We start from the raw sequence: 13,496 nt of genomic DNA, 5'->3' as shown, positions 1-13,496 counted from the left end.
TCTATTTTTAATTATCTGAGCCGATATGTACGATTTTTCTTTTGGCTCTTACTGGCTTTTCCTTTACAACTTCCACTTTCTGTTCGGGAGTTATACCTGCTAATTCCGGGTCAATCATGATACGGCCACAATATTCGCAAACGATAATTTTCTTGCGTGAGCGGATGTCCAATTGTCTCTGGGGCGGAATCTTGTTGAAGCAACCACCGCAAGCATCACGCTGTACGTATACAATACCCAGTCCATTGCGTGAATTCTTACGGATACGTTTGAAGGACTGAAGCAGACGGGGTTCAATCTTTGTTTCCAGTTCTTTGGCTTTGTCTCTCAGCTTCTCTTCCTCTTGCTTGGTCTCGGAGATGATTTCGTCCAGTTCGCTCTTCTTTACGTCGAGGTCTTTTTGTCTTTCTTCCAGAGCAGCAGTGCTTTCTGCTACTTCTTGAGATTTTTCTTCCTCTTGTGCGGCAAATTCCTTGATACGCTTTTCGCAGAGTTCGATTTCCAATGTCTGGAATTCGATTTCCTTGCTTAAGAAGTCATATTCGCGGTTGTTGCGTACGTTGTCCTGCTGGTCTTTATATTTAGCTACAGAAGCCTTTGCGGTTTCAATTTCAACTTTCTTTCCTGCAATGGAGGATTTCAACTCGGCAACTTCTGCCTTGATTCTGTCTATACGGGTACTCAGACCGGCTATTTCGTCTTCCAAGTCCTGTACTTCCAGTGGAAGTTCACCTCTCAACGTCTTGATTTCATCGATTTTGGACAGCATTGTCTGCAATTGGAACAAAGCTTTCAACTTCTGTTCTACGGTTAATTCCTGAGGATCTTTTTTTGCTTCTTTAGCCATTTTACTTACATGTATTTTATGGGGTTTGTATTCACTTTGGTCATTTGGACCTCAAAATGAGGAAACAAATCCCGGATTATTGTATAAAATATTTCTTTCGTATATTGCTCACTTTCATAATGCCCTATTTCAGCCAATAATATATCGGTATCATGTCCGAAATAGTCATGGTATTTTATCTCGCCGGTGATAAAGACATCTGCACGGTTGCGGATGGCAAGCGGCATTAGGAAAGCGCCGGCGCCGCCACATAATGCAACAGTCTGTATTTCCCGCCCGAGGAGTTTGTTATGTCTGAGACACCCTACTTCGAAGGTTTTCTTTATCCGTTTCAGGAATTCAAGTTCTGTCTCCGGTACTTCCAATTCGCCAATGACACCGGCTCCGGCTTGTGGCCATGAGTTTTGCAAGGGATAAATATCATAGACCGGTTCTTCATATGGATGTGCCGCAAGCAGTGCCTTGACAGTTGCCGCTTTTTTGTAGGCGGGTATGATTGTCTCAATACGTACTTCACGTTCGGTATGCAGCTCCCCTATCGCTCCACAGTATGGGGTGGCACCTTCCCGGGCTCGGAATGTCCCCTCGCCTTCCATGTTATAACTGCACAAATCATAGTTGCCGATATTGCCGCATCCAGCGTCGAACAAGGCTTTCCTCACGTCTTCCGCTTGGGCGGTCGGTACAAATGTGGTCAGCTTTACCAGCGCATTTTCCTTGGCTTCCAGGATACGGACATTCTTCAAACCGATTTTCTCGGCAATCTTGAAGTTCACTCCTCCCGGTGCATTATCCAGGTTAGTGTGCGCAGCATAAACAACGATGTCATTCTTGATGGCTTTCAAGATACAACGTTCCACATAATCCCTGCCCGTGATGGATTTATACCCTTTGAAAATGAGAGGGTGATGTGATATAACCACATTATATCCCAATGCAATGGCTTCATCCAGTACAGCTTCAGTAACGTCAAGACACAACAAAGCCCCTGTTGCTTCCGCATCTGTCAATCCGATTTGCAGGCCGGCATTATCAAATCCGTCTTGCAATGGCAGAGGCGCGAACCGTTCAAGGGCGCTTACTAATTCCTTAATTTTCATTGTGAACAGAAAATTTGGTTGCAAATATAGTAAAAAGCAATGGATTGAGAATGTTTTTTATTCTTTTTATAAAATATCAGTAACAAATTTGAGTAATAGACGGTTTTCTTCCAACAAAAACTCTTATCGAAAAATGTTTTATCACGAAAAAGACTATCTTTGCGAGCGATTATTATAAAACTAAATCTATGAAAACTAAAAAACTATTCGGAATTTTATCGCTCTTGATTATAATTGGTGTGACCTCTTGTAACAGTGATACTCCACAAGACAATGTAGAAAACATTAAAATGAAGGTCTCTTCCGAGATTGGCACTTACCAGCCTTGGGGAAGTGATCATTTCATTGATTGTATGTTGGTAAAGGAGGAAGGTAAAAATGAATATGAAGCGTTGGACTTTTTAGGAATTGCCGGGTTTGATTATAGCAAGGGGTATGAATACACCTTATTGGTGAAAAAAACAACTTTGCTCAACCCTCCCGCCGATGCCAGTAATATTGCATACGAACTGGTCGAGGTGTTATCAAAAGTCGGAGTAGAATATGAATATACAATAGAGGTTGATGGACCCAATCCTTTTATTCTTTCTCCTGATGGAGGAAAATATGAGATTCCTTTTGCATGCAAAAGAAAAAAATATGTAGCAGGCGAGTTTACTGAAGAAGAATATGCTCCTTTAAAAGGATTGAGATATAATATGGGGACCAATTATGGAACCTATACAAGCATTATAAAAGATGGTGATACAGTTGGATTATATAAGTTTGTAATCGAGGGTATTGAGCCTTATAATATGGAAGGAACTCCCTGGTGGTATTATGGTATTTATCCTGCTGATGCAGATTTTTTCTCTGAAACAGAGCCGGAACCTATCTACAAACAATTGTTTGAACAACCGCAAACGGAAGGTGAAGAACATTTTATATATCCGATAATATATGCTTCATCGGGTACGTTTGATTAGTTGGACACATTAATCTCCTTTATTATGAAAACATTACTTGTTTTGTTTCTTTTCCTTTTATCGTTATTGTCTTGTCAGGATACGAACCGTTCCGGTAAAGATGTATCTGAGGATATGGAGGAGCCGGTAGATACTACTCCCAAGGCTACGGCTATCTTTTGGGTAGACAAGGATAAAGATTATCAGGCTAAGAAAAAAGACGGTCCTCTTTCTCTACGCACCGTCAAGGCAAGGGTAGAGATTGATTCGCTGGGAAAAGTTAATCTGTTGGCATATACCAAGCCGCAAAGTCAACGCATCAAAAGTTACCTGCAGTATAGGCTTGAAGTATTCCGTGTAAAGAAAGTGATGTTGGACAGCGGCTTTGTGAAACCGGGCGTACAATATGTGCAGCTACGCTATCTCCCCGGAAAACTGGATGCCCATCACCGTTGAAGTTATTTATGCTCCTTTTTTCCCTTCTTCTCTACCATCACCGGCAGTAGCTTGCCGTAGGCATCGAACGACTTGCGGGAAGCCAGAGAGATTGTAATCATCAGTGACAGCATGGAGGCGGTAAAGGTGATGACCATAATCATCATCTGATATTTGATGGCCACATTCGGGCTGCTGCCACCCAATATCTGGCCAATCATGGTTCCCGGAAAAGCAACCAGCCCCATCACGGATATATTGGCAATCAGCGGACTGAAGGATTTGATGATGGCTTGGCGGATGAAAGGTGCCTGTGCTTCCGCTTTTGTAGCACCATTGCCGAGAAGATACCGGTAAAGCTGTTGTTCCCGTTTCAGTCCACTATAATAGGTGTTGAGGGCTATGACGTTACTGGATAGCATGTTGCCCATCAGTATGCCGAAAATAGGGATGAAATACCGGGCGCTGAATACGTTTTCCACTCTCAGTACTATTCCGATAAAGTACAAGCCTACACATACTACACTGCATAAGAAACCTGCGGATATGGGCAGGAGCAGAATCTTCCTCTTCAATTGTGTTCGTGCCAATGCCGTCTGCGATGCTACAAATATCATGACAATTACCCATAGAAAGTTTATCCACGGGTTATCCCATAAAAAGAGGTAGTTCAAGTATATGCCGATGAAGAACAACTGGACAATCATGCGTGCCGTACCTATCACAGTAGCGCGCAACAGTCCGGTCTTGAACTTCCAGATGTAAAACAGCGGTATTAATAATAGCAATAATCCGATGCCCAGGCTGAGGTATGATATATCTATGGTTCCCAATAGTGTGTATGTTATTTCATGATTATATGTCGGTCACATCCGTTGGCGAATCTTTTGTCATGGGATACGGTCAGTATGGCACTTCCATTTTCTGTCTGCCTGCGGAAGAAAGAGAGTACTTTTTCCGCGGAACCGGAGTCGAGAGCGGAAGTCGGTTCATCGACAATGGTCAGTGGTTTGCCAATCATTGAGGCTACGGCTATCATCATCCGTTGGCGTTGGCCTCCGGATATTTCGTTCACCCGTTTGTAATATAACTCTTGTTCCAGACCCAAATCCTCGAAACATGCAAATAAACGGGTTTCAGAAAAGGGTGTACTCCGGTTTGCCTTTAAACCGAAGGGCAATTGTACCATGTCCTTTACCCATTCCAGCGGCAATGCCAGTTCTTGTGGAATCCATGCAGTCTGCTTACGGACAACGTCGACGTTTCCTTTATCCAGCAGAATGCCGTTCAAGACGATGCGTCCTTCTTTTAACGGAGTAAATCCAAGTATGGCATTCAGCAGTGACGACTTTCCGCATCCCGAAGGGCCGGAGATACTGGCTATCTCTCCCCTTTCCAATTGCAGGTTGAAACCCGAGAAAAGTATATCGTTGCCGTAGGCGATACTGGCATTTTCTATTTGCAGCATGGTGTTCCTTTAATCTTTCTGTATCGCAAAGATAGTGCAAAAAAATATTTGTGCTATCTTTGACGCACTAATTAATTCAGGAAAGAAAGACTATGATACAGAATGAACGGGATTGCCGCCACGAACATGTGCTTGACGTGGCAAGGCAAATGCTGACTGCTGCGCGCACGGCACCGAAAGGAAAAGGTATTGATGTGATTGAAGCTGCGCTGGTTACGGGTGAAGACATTAAGAAGCTGTCTGAAAAGATGGTCGCTATGGTTGAAGAGCACGGTATGAAGTTCTTTCTCCGTGATGCGGACAACATTTTGCAGGCTGAATGTGTAATTATAATAGGTACGCGCGAGCAGACGCAAGGTTTGAATTGCGGACACTGCGGTTTTCCCACTTGTGCCGGTCGTCCGGAGGGAGTACCTTGTGCCTTGAATACGGTGGATGTAGGGATAGCTGTAGGTTCGGCTTGTGCCATGGCTGCCGATTTGAGGGTGGATACCCGTGTGATGTTTTCTGCCGGACTTGCCGCCCAGCGTTTGGATTGGCTGAAAGAATGCAAGACAGTCTTTGCCATTCCGGTGAGTGCATCCTCCAAGAATCCGTTCTTCGACCGGAAACCGAAGGAAGATAAGTGATAATTGACGAGTAGAGGTTTACAATCATAGAGTAGAGGTTTAGAAGTCTGAAGTAGAGGTTTGGCAATTCTAAACCTAAGGTTTATTCTCCCTCTCTCTGCTAACTTAAAAAGTAACGAATTAGAAAAGATAAATAATATGGGATATTTTGTAGGACTGCCGCTGGGTGGTGCCGCAGAGAAGGACTGTCAGGTGCGTTTTGGCAAGAATATGACTTTTCAGGTAGAGACACGTGCTCCCCACTTGCCTGCCGAATGGGCTTTGCAAAGCGGCATACAGCTTACATGGCCCCATGCGGGTACAGACTGGACCTATATGTTGGACGAAGTGCAGGAATGTTTTGTAGCCATTGCCCACGAAATAGCCGCCCGGGAGACATTGCTGATTGTAACCCCAGAACCGGATGAGGTGAAGAAACAGATTCTCGGCAGGGTGAATATGGAAAATGTCCGTTTCCTGAAGTGTGAGACGAATGATACTTGGGCACGCGACCATGGAGCCATCACCCTACTGGATGCTGACGGTGTATCTCTGCTCGACTTTAAGTTCAACGGGTGGGGATTGAAGTTTGCATCCGATAAGGATAATTTGATTACGCGTCGTGCGGTGGAGTCGGAAGTGATGAAAGGAAAGTATGTAAATCGCTTGGGGTTTGTCCTTGAAGGCGGTTCCATCGAAAGTGACGGCATGGGTACGTTGCTCACCACCTCCGAATGCCTGCTTTCGCCTAACCGGAACGGACAGATGAACCGGGTGGAAATTGAGGAATATCTTCGTTCCGTTTTTCACCTGCAACGTGTTCTTTGGCTGGACCACGGTTATTTGGCAGGTGACGATACGGACAGTCATATAGACACGCTGGCCCGTTTCTGCCCTGCCGACACGATAGCCTATGTACAATGCAAGGATGCGGATGATGAGCATTACGAAGAACTGCATCGCATGGAGGAGCAACTGAAGACTTTCCGTACGTTGAAGGGGGAACCTTACCGTTTGCTGGCTTTGCCCATGGCCGATAAGATAGAAGAGGAAGGGGAACGGCTTCCTGCCACTTACGCTAATTTCTTGATTCTGAATGATGCAGTGCTTTACCCCACCTATCGCCAGCCGGAGAATGATGCCCGCGCGGGGGAAGTGTTGCGGGAGGCTTTTCCCGGTTATGAAATTATCGGGATAGATTGCCGTGCTTTGATTAAGCAACACGGCTCTTTGCATTGTGTTACCATGCAATATCCCGTAGGGGTGTTGAAGTAATGTCGATTATACATAGTAAAACAATAAACCATAGAATAAGATGACAAGAAAAATAAAAGTAGGTATTATCCAGCAGGCCAATACCAAGGACCTCAGGACTAATTTAATGAATTTGGCCAAAAGTATAGAGGCATGTGCGGCGCATGGGGCTCAATTGGTTGTTTTGCAGGAGCTGCATAACTCTCTGTATTTCTGTCAGACGGAAAACACGCAGTTGTTCGACTTGGCAGAACCGATTCCCGGTCCTTCTACGGGATTCTATTCAGAGTTGGCTGCTGCCAACGATATTGTGCTGGTCACTTCTCTGTTCGAGAAACGCGCTCCCGGATTGTATCATAACACAGCGGTTGTTTTTGAACGTGACGGCAGCATTGCCGGGAAATACCGGAAGATGCATATTCCTGATGACCCCGCCTATTATGAGAAATTCTATTTTACTCCCGGTGATATAGGCTTCGAACCTATTCAGACATCTTTGGGCAAATTGGGAGTTTTGGTGTGCTGGGACCAATGGTATCCGGAAGCGGCACGTCTGATGGCGCTGAAGGGAGCTGAAATACTGATATATCCTACGGCTATCGGTTGGGAAAGCAGTGATACGGATGATGAAAAGGCGCGTCAGCTCAATGCTTGGATTATCTCCCAGCGTGGACATGCTGTGGCCAACGGCTTGCCGGTTGTTTCAGTGAACCGTGTGGGACATGAGCCGGATCCTTCCATGCAGACCAATGGTATCTTGTTTTGGGGAAATAGTTTTGTGGCCGGACCGCAAGGCGAGTTCCTGGCCCAAGCAGGAAACGAACGGCCGGAAAATATCGTTGTAGAGGTGGACTTGGAACGTTCGGAAAATGTACGCCGTTGGTGGCCTTTCCTGCGCGACCGCAGAATTGATGCCTATGCCGGATTGACAAAACGATTTCTTGACTGATAACGACGGGGATCTCTGGGGGAGAACTAACGGAATGTCACCCGTTTGTTCATCAGGAAATTGACACTTCCGTAGATGAATAATCCCAGGAACTGGGCAAGGTATTCGTTGCAGTCCAGTCCCTCCACCAGCCCTATGAGGAAAAGGAATTGCGCTCCGTAAGCCATTCCGAAAGCTATAGAAAAGAGCAGCACTTGTCGCCAAGCGTTGCTCTTTTTTTCTGTAGGGAATATCCAATACTTGCACCAGATGAAGTTGTGTATCTGTGCAAGTATATATGCGGTTACATTGGAGAGCATATAGTTGATGTCCAGTTCGTCCATCATTACCCAAACGGTAACAGCCATAATCAAGGCATTCAGCGTGCCGATTACCGCAAAACGAAAAATGCGTGCAGACTCTTTCACTCTCCTACTCCGTACCTGCTTTTACTCTTTCACTTCAACAATCAGATTCAGTTCATCCAGCTGCTTCTGGTCAATAGCCGAAGGTGCATCCAGCATTACATCGCGTCCACTGTTGTTCTTGGGGAATGCAATGCAGTCGCGGATACTGTCGAGACCTGCGAAGATGCTGACCCAACGGTCCAGACCGTATGCCAGACCACCGTGAGGAGGTGCACCGTATTTGAAGGCATTCATCAGGAAGCCGAACTGCTCCTGAGCCTTCTCCGGAGTGAATCCGAGAATCTCGAACATTTTTGCCTGCAACTGTGCATCGTGGATACGGATGGAACCTCCACCCACTTCAATACCGTTGCACACCATGTCGTATGCATCTGCACGGACAGCTGCCGGGTCTGTATCCAGCAAAGGAATATCTTCGTCTTTCGGATGGGTGAACGGGTGGTGCATAGCCATCAGGCGGCCTTCTTCATCGCTCCACTCAAACATCGGGAAGTCAACCACCCAAAGGCAGACGAACTTGTTCTTGTCGCGCAATCCCAGTTGGTTACCCATTTCAAGGCGCAACTCGTTCAGTTGCTTGCGGGTCTTCATGGCGTCGTCACCGCTCAGAATCAGAATCAGGTCACCCGGCTTGGCGTTGAAAGCAGCCTTCATTTCCTGCAATACTTCCTGCGCATAGAACTTGTCGACACTTGATTTTACGTTGCCGTCTGCCTCTACGCGCGCGTATACCATACCTTTGGCACCGATTTGCGGTCTTTTCACGAATTCGGTCAGTGCATCCAGCTGTTTGCGTGTATAGTGTGCGGCGCCTTCTGCGCAGATACCGCCGATGTAGGCGGCATTGTCGAATACCGGGAATCCGTGTCCCTTCATGATGTCCATCAGTTCCACGAACTTCATGCCGAAACGGAGGTCGGGCTTGTCGCTGCCGTAATATTTCATGGCGTCTGCCCATGGCATGCGCATGAACGGCTCGTTCATCTCTACGCCACGGATTTCCTTGAACAGATATTTGGCCATGCCTTCGAAGAGGTTGATGACGTCATCCTGCTCCACAAAAGACATTTCGCAGTCAATCTGTGTGAATTCCGGCTGGCGGTCGGCACGCAGGTCTTCGTCACGGAAGCATTTGGCTATCTGGAAGTAACGGTCGAAACCGGAAACCATCAACAACTGTTTCAGTGTCTGCGGGCTTTGAGGCAAGGCATAGAATTGTCCCGGGTTCATGCGTGAAGGAACGACGAAATCGCGTGCACCTTCGGGTGTGGAGCCTACCAGAATCGGAGTTTCCACTTCGATGAATCCCTGGCTGTCCAGGTATTTGCGTACTTCAATTGTCATTTTATGGCGAAGCTCCAGATTGCTGCGTACATTGGCACGGCGCAGGTCTAGATAACGGTACTTCATGCGGATATCGTCGCCACCGTCCGTATTTTCCTCGATGGTGAAGGGAGGGGTCAGCGATGAGTTCAGAACATCCAGTTCCGATACGATGATTTCAATGTCTCCCGTCGGGATATGCTGGTTTTTGCTGAAACGTTCGTTGACGGTACCCTTAACCTGGATTACGAATTCACGGCCCAAGCGGTTGGCACGCTCGCAAAGTTCGGCATTCACCTCTTCGTTGAACACTAATTGGGTAATTCCGTAACGGTCGCGGAGGTCAATGAAAGTCATGCCTCCCATCTTACGGCTGCGCTGTACCCAACCTGCCAGCGTCACTTGCTTGTTAACATCGGAGATACGGAGTTCTCCGCAGGTGTGTGATCTATACATCTTTTTATTTACTGTTTGACGATTTACTTATTTACTATTTTGAACATGCAAAAATACATAAAACATATTATATGGCGCATCAAAAGGGGAAAGTTATTTTCAGAAACTCCTTTAGTACCTTTTTTACAACATTACATTTTTGTCAGTTTCTTGAATTGCCTTTTGCCTTTATCCAGTATCATCTTGTTTTTATGGGCGATGTCTTCCACAAAAGCATCATTAATTTGTTTCAGTCCGTTGATATAGTCTTGTGCCCGCTGCAAGACATTCGAAGTGTCTTTTTCCGCATCCCGGGGAACAATGACCTGCAGTCCTTTCTTCATAATCTTTACATCTACATTCTCTCCCATCATCATCGGGTCGCCGTCAAAGTGGACTACCCCCGGTTTAGAACGGTGAATACGGAGTGTCTGGCAACGGAACGTCTTAATCCGGCTGTTCTGGTCAATGGTCTTGTTGAAGAGCTGGAAAGAGAGCGACGGTACATCGAGCACAGTGAACGGCTCGAGTATGGTGACGTCCAGCAGTCCGTCGTTCAAGGTGGCTTGTGGGGCAATATACGCATTGTTTCCATATTGCGATGCGTTTCCGCAGGCTATTAGGAACGCCTTGTATCGCAGGGTGCTGCCGTCCATTTCCAGTTCATAGGTTTCCGGACGGTACTTCAGGCTTTCGAGCAGAGTCTTTTCCAGATAAGTGAGTGGTCCTCTCCTTCCCGCCTTGGAGAATTGCAGGCTTACAAATGCGTCGAATCCCACGCCGCAGGTGCAGAAGAAAGGGACATCGTTGATTTTTCCGTAGTCAATGATGTCTATCAGTCCGTCATTGATGATGTCGATGGCCTTTTTCGGCTCCATCGGAATCTGCAGATGGCGGGCAAGTCCGTTGCCGGAACCGCAGGGAATGATGCCCAAAGCGGTTTTTGTATGTACCAGTGAGCGAGCTATCTCATTGATGGTGCCGTCTCCTCCTATGGCGATGACGGCATGTGCATCTTCTTGTGCCTTCTGTGCCGCTATCTCTACGGCATGGCCTGCCCGTTCGGTATAAATCACTTCTTGTGCATACCTTTCCTTATCCAGCTTTTCATCGAGCCACTTCAGTATCTGCTCCTTACTCTGAGTGCCGGATATGGGGTTTATGATGAATGCTATTTTCTTCTTGTTTTCGTTCATGCAAGGGTTGTTGCTATGCAGGTTTTCCAACTGGCAAAAGTAATATAAATATCTGAAAAATTAACCACATAATTCTTTTTAAAATAAGTATAAGTAGTTTTTTTAATGTAAATAGAACATATACCGACATATTTTGCTATCTTTGCCCCCTGTTTTTTAAGACTTGTATTTAATAGAATTAAATATTCATTATATAAAAGATATTTCATGGGTTTACTACAAGACAAATTTGCGAAATACGACCTGCCGCAGCAGTTTATGGCAAAAGGCGTATATCCTTATTTCCGCACAATTAACAGCCATCAGGATACAGAGGTAATGATGGATGGTAAAAAGGTTCTGATGTTCGGCTCTAATGCATATATGGGACTGACATATGACAAGCGTATCATTGATGCCTCGATAGCTGCCACAGAAAAATATGGCACCGGTTGTGCAGGTTCCCGCTTTCTGAACGGAACACTCGATATACATGTTGAACTGGAGAAGGAATTGGCTGAATTCGTAGGAAAAGATGAAGCACTCTGTTTTTCTACCGGATTTACTGTAAACGAAGGTATTATTCCTGCCGTTGTAGGCCGTGGGGATTATATTATTTGTGATGACCGTGATCACGCTTCCATTGTAGATGGCCGCCGTCTTGCATTTGCCACTCAGTTGAAGTACAAGCATAACGATATGGAGGCTTTGGAAAAAGAACTCCAGAAATGCGAACTGGATGCTGTAAAGCTGATTGTTGTGGATGGAGTATTTTCCATGGAAGGTGACTTGGCCAATCTGCCCGAAATTGTCCGCCTGAAGAAGAAATACAATGCCAGCATTTACGTGGACGAAGCTCACGGCTTGGGTGTATTCGGAAAACAAGGCCGTGGTGTGTGCGACCATTTCGGTGTTACCGAAGATGTAGACCTGATTATGGGTACATTCAGCAAGTCATTGGCTTCCATCGGTGGTTTTGTTGCTGGAGACAAGGCGGTAATCAATTGGCTGCGCCACAATGCCCGTTCCTATATATTCCAGGCAAGTAGCACACCTGCTGCTACGGCTGCAGCCCGCGAGGCGCTTCACATCATCAAGTCCGAACCTGAACGCATCCAACGTCTGTGGGACATCACTAACTATGCCTTGAAGAAGTTCCGCGATGCAGGCTTCGAAATCGGTGAGACAGAATCTCCTATCATTCCTCTCTATGTGCGTGATACAGAGAAGACATTTATAGTAACGAAGCTGGCTTTTGACGAAGGTATCTTCATCAACCCCGTTATTCCACCTGCATGTGCTCCACAAGATACACTGGTGCGTGTAGCGTTGATGGCTACCCATACGGTCGAACAAGTGGATTATGCTGTAGAAAAATTGACTAAATGTTTCAAGGAATTGGGTATCATCAAGTAAACTTGATTTAAACAGATATTCGGAAAACCGTTTAATAATGATTAGGCGGTTTTTTTTATAGACAAAGCGAAGTAGGATTAAAATTAAATCGTAAAGTACATGAAAAAGAACTTCTTCATCATTACTGCTGTAGTATGCGGAATGAGTTGTACCACCACTGCCTATGCGCAGTTCAAAATCGGTGGAAAGAAAATCAATGTGACCAAAGTTGTCCAAGCCGGTACAGATGCCGTCAAGGCCATTTCATTGTCCGATGCTGACATTGCAGCGATGAGCAAGGAATATATGGAATGGATGGATACGCACAATCCGCTGACAAAGCCCGATACGGATTACGGCAAGCGTCTGGAGAAGCTGACCGGAAATATCAAGGAAGTGGACGGCTTGAAGGTGAACTTCGGTGTTTATGAAGTAATAGATGTGAATGCCTTTGCGTGCGGTGATGGTAGTGTACGCATCTGTGCCGGACTGATGGACATCATGACGGATGATGAAGTGATGGCAGTTGTCGGCCACGAGATAGGTCACGTCATCCATACGGATTCCAAAGATGCGATGAAGAATGCTTACCTTCGTTCGGCTGTGAAGAATGCTGCCGGTGCGGCAAGTTCTACGGTATCCAAATTGAGTGATTCTGAACTGGGTGCCATGGCCGAGGCATTGGCAGGTGCTCAATACTCCCAGAAGCAGGAGACGGAAGCGGATGATTACGGCTTTGAATTCTGCATCAAGAATAATCTCGATCCGTATGCCATGTACAATGCTTTGAACAAATTGCTTGAACTTTCAGCGGAAGCACCGAAGGAATCCAAGTTCCAGAAGATGTTCTCTTCTCATCCGGATACAGCCAAGCGCGTGGCACGTGCCAAGGAGAAAGCGGATGAATATATGAAGGATAAGAAATAACTATCCGTTGCTTACTATGATGAAGTGGGATCAGAGGTTTCTCTGAATCCCACTTTTTTTGTGCCGAGACTATGATATGGGCTTCTGAGGGAGCTAATGGGATAATTCGTTAGTTCACAGTGCTGAACACTTTGTTTTAGCTATAGAAAACAAAGTGTTTTTCTATTTGAAACAAACTGTTCTTTTAAGGGAAACGAAGTGTTCTCTTTAATGAAACACACTGTTCGGT

The 13,496-nt window shown here is 45.8% G+C and carries 14 protein-coding genes; 7 read left to right on the top strand and 7 right to left on the bottom strand.

What is annotated here, in order from left to right; all coding sequences use genetic code 11:
• Positions 1–7: 7 nt before the first annotated feature.
• On the bottom strand, positions 8–847 hold the full coding sequence (locus DW039_RS08300; protein ID WP_005827804.1) for a zinc ribbon domain-containing protein: 840 nt from the start codon (positions 845–847) through the stop codon (positions 8–10).
• Positions 848–852: 5 nt separating this feature from the next.
• Entirely contained in the window at positions 853–1,947 is a 1,095-nt protein-coding gene (locus DW039_RS08295) for a Nif3-like dinuclear metal center hexameric protein (RefSeq protein ID WP_005827806.1), read from the bottom strand.
• A gap of 188 nt (positions 1,948–2,135) precedes the next feature.
• On the opposite strand from DW039_RS08295, the gene DW039_RS08290 reads away from it, so the two are divergent.
• On the top strand, positions 2,136–2,912 hold the full coding sequence (locus DW039_RS08290; protein ID WP_005827810.1) for a DUF4377 domain-containing protein: 777 nt from the start codon (positions 2,136–2,138) through the stop codon (positions 2,910–2,912).
• Positions 2,913–2,936: 24 nt separating this feature from the next.
• Complete coding sequence (locus tag DW039_RS08285) at positions 2,937–3,347, top strand: DUF4891 domain-containing protein (RefSeq protein WP_005837172.1); 411 nt, start codon at positions 2,937–2,939, stop codon at positions 3,345–3,347.
• A 2-nt stretch (positions 3,348–3,349) separates the two neighbouring features.
• Here the strand turns inward: DW039_RS08285 and DW039_RS08280 are convergent, their stop codons facing one another.
• Positions 3,350–4,159 carry an ABC transporter permease gene (locus DW039_RS08280; protein WP_005827813.1) on the bottom strand — a complete coding sequence of 270 codons (810 nt, stop codon included), beginning with the start codon at positions 4,157–4,159 and terminating at the stop codon, positions 3,350–3,352.
• A gap of 11 nt (positions 4,160–4,170) precedes the next feature.
• On the bottom strand, positions 4,171–4,794 hold the full coding sequence (locus DW039_RS08275) for an ATP-binding cassette domain-containing protein (RefSeq protein WP_022402407.1): 624 nt from the start codon (positions 4,792–4,794) through the stop codon (positions 4,171–4,173).
• A gap of 92 nt (positions 4,795–4,886) precedes the next feature.
• Between DW039_RS08275 and DW039_RS08270 the strand changes: the two genes are divergently transcribed.
• From DW039_RS08270 to DW039_RS08260, 3 genes are all read left to right on the top strand, one after another.
• Entirely contained in the window at positions 4,887–5,423 is a 537-nt protein-coding gene (locus DW039_RS08270) for a ferredoxin domain-containing protein (protein ID WP_022402408.1), read from the top strand.
• Between the two features lie 138 nt (positions 5,424–5,561).
• Positions 5,562–6,677, top strand: a complete 1,116-nt coding sequence (locus tag DW039_RS08265; RefSeq protein WP_005837171.1) for an agmatine deiminase family protein — start codon at positions 5,562–5,564, stop codon at positions 6,675–6,677.
• 40 nt (positions 6,678–6,717) lie between these two features.
• Entirely contained in the window at positions 6,718–7,605 is an 888-nt protein-coding gene (locus tag DW039_RS08260; RefSeq protein ID WP_005827821.1) for a carbon-nitrogen hydrolase, read from the top strand.
• 26 nt (positions 7,606–7,631) lie between these two features.
• On the opposite strand, the gene DW039_RS08255 is transcribed toward DW039_RS08260, so the two are convergent.
• The 3 genes from DW039_RS08255 to DW039_RS08245 form a co-directional block, all read right to left on the bottom strand.
• Positions 7,632–8,012, bottom strand: coding sequence for a GtrA family protein (locus DW039_RS08255; RefSeq protein ID WP_120381858.1), 381 nt, complete (start codon positions 8,010–8,012; stop codon positions 7,632–7,634).
• 21 nt (positions 8,013–8,033) lie between these two features.
• Positions 8,034–9,791: an aspartate--tRNA ligase gene (gene aspS / locus DW039_RS08250; protein ID WP_005837170.1), complete on the bottom strand. Its 1,758-nt coding sequence runs from the start codon at positions 9,789–9,791 to the stop codon at positions 8,034–8,036.
• A 131-nt stretch (positions 9,792–9,922) separates the two neighbouring features.
• Complete coding sequence (locus DW039_RS08245) at positions 9,923–10,966, bottom strand: diacylglycerol kinase family protein (RefSeq protein ID WP_005827827.1); 1,044 nt, start codon at positions 10,964–10,966, stop codon at positions 9,923–9,925.
• A gap of 207 nt (positions 10,967–11,173) precedes the next feature.
• Between DW039_RS08245 and DW039_RS08235 the strand changes: the two genes are divergently transcribed.
• Complete coding sequence (locus DW039_RS08235) at positions 11,174–12,361, top strand: pyridoxal phosphate-dependent aminotransferase family protein (RefSeq protein ID WP_005827830.1); 1,188 nt, start codon at positions 11,174–11,176, stop codon at positions 12,359–12,361.
• Positions 12,362–12,460: 99 nt separating this feature from the next.
• Positions 12,461–13,267: a M48 family metallopeptidase gene (locus tag DW039_RS08230; protein ID WP_009038390.1), complete on the top strand. Its 807-nt coding sequence runs from the start codon at positions 12,461–12,463 to the stop codon at positions 13,265–13,267.
• Positions 13,268–13,496: the final 229 nt, after the last annotated feature.

It is taken from the genome of Bacteroides sp. AF39-16AC (genome assembly GCF_003602735.1).
Taxonomy (GTDB): Bacteria; Bacteroidota; Bacteroidia; order Bacteroidales; family Bacteroidaceae; genus Bacteroides; species Bacteroides uniformis.
Note: the sequence above shows the minus strand (reverse complement) of the source record. Positions and strands in the feature narration are given on the sequence as shown.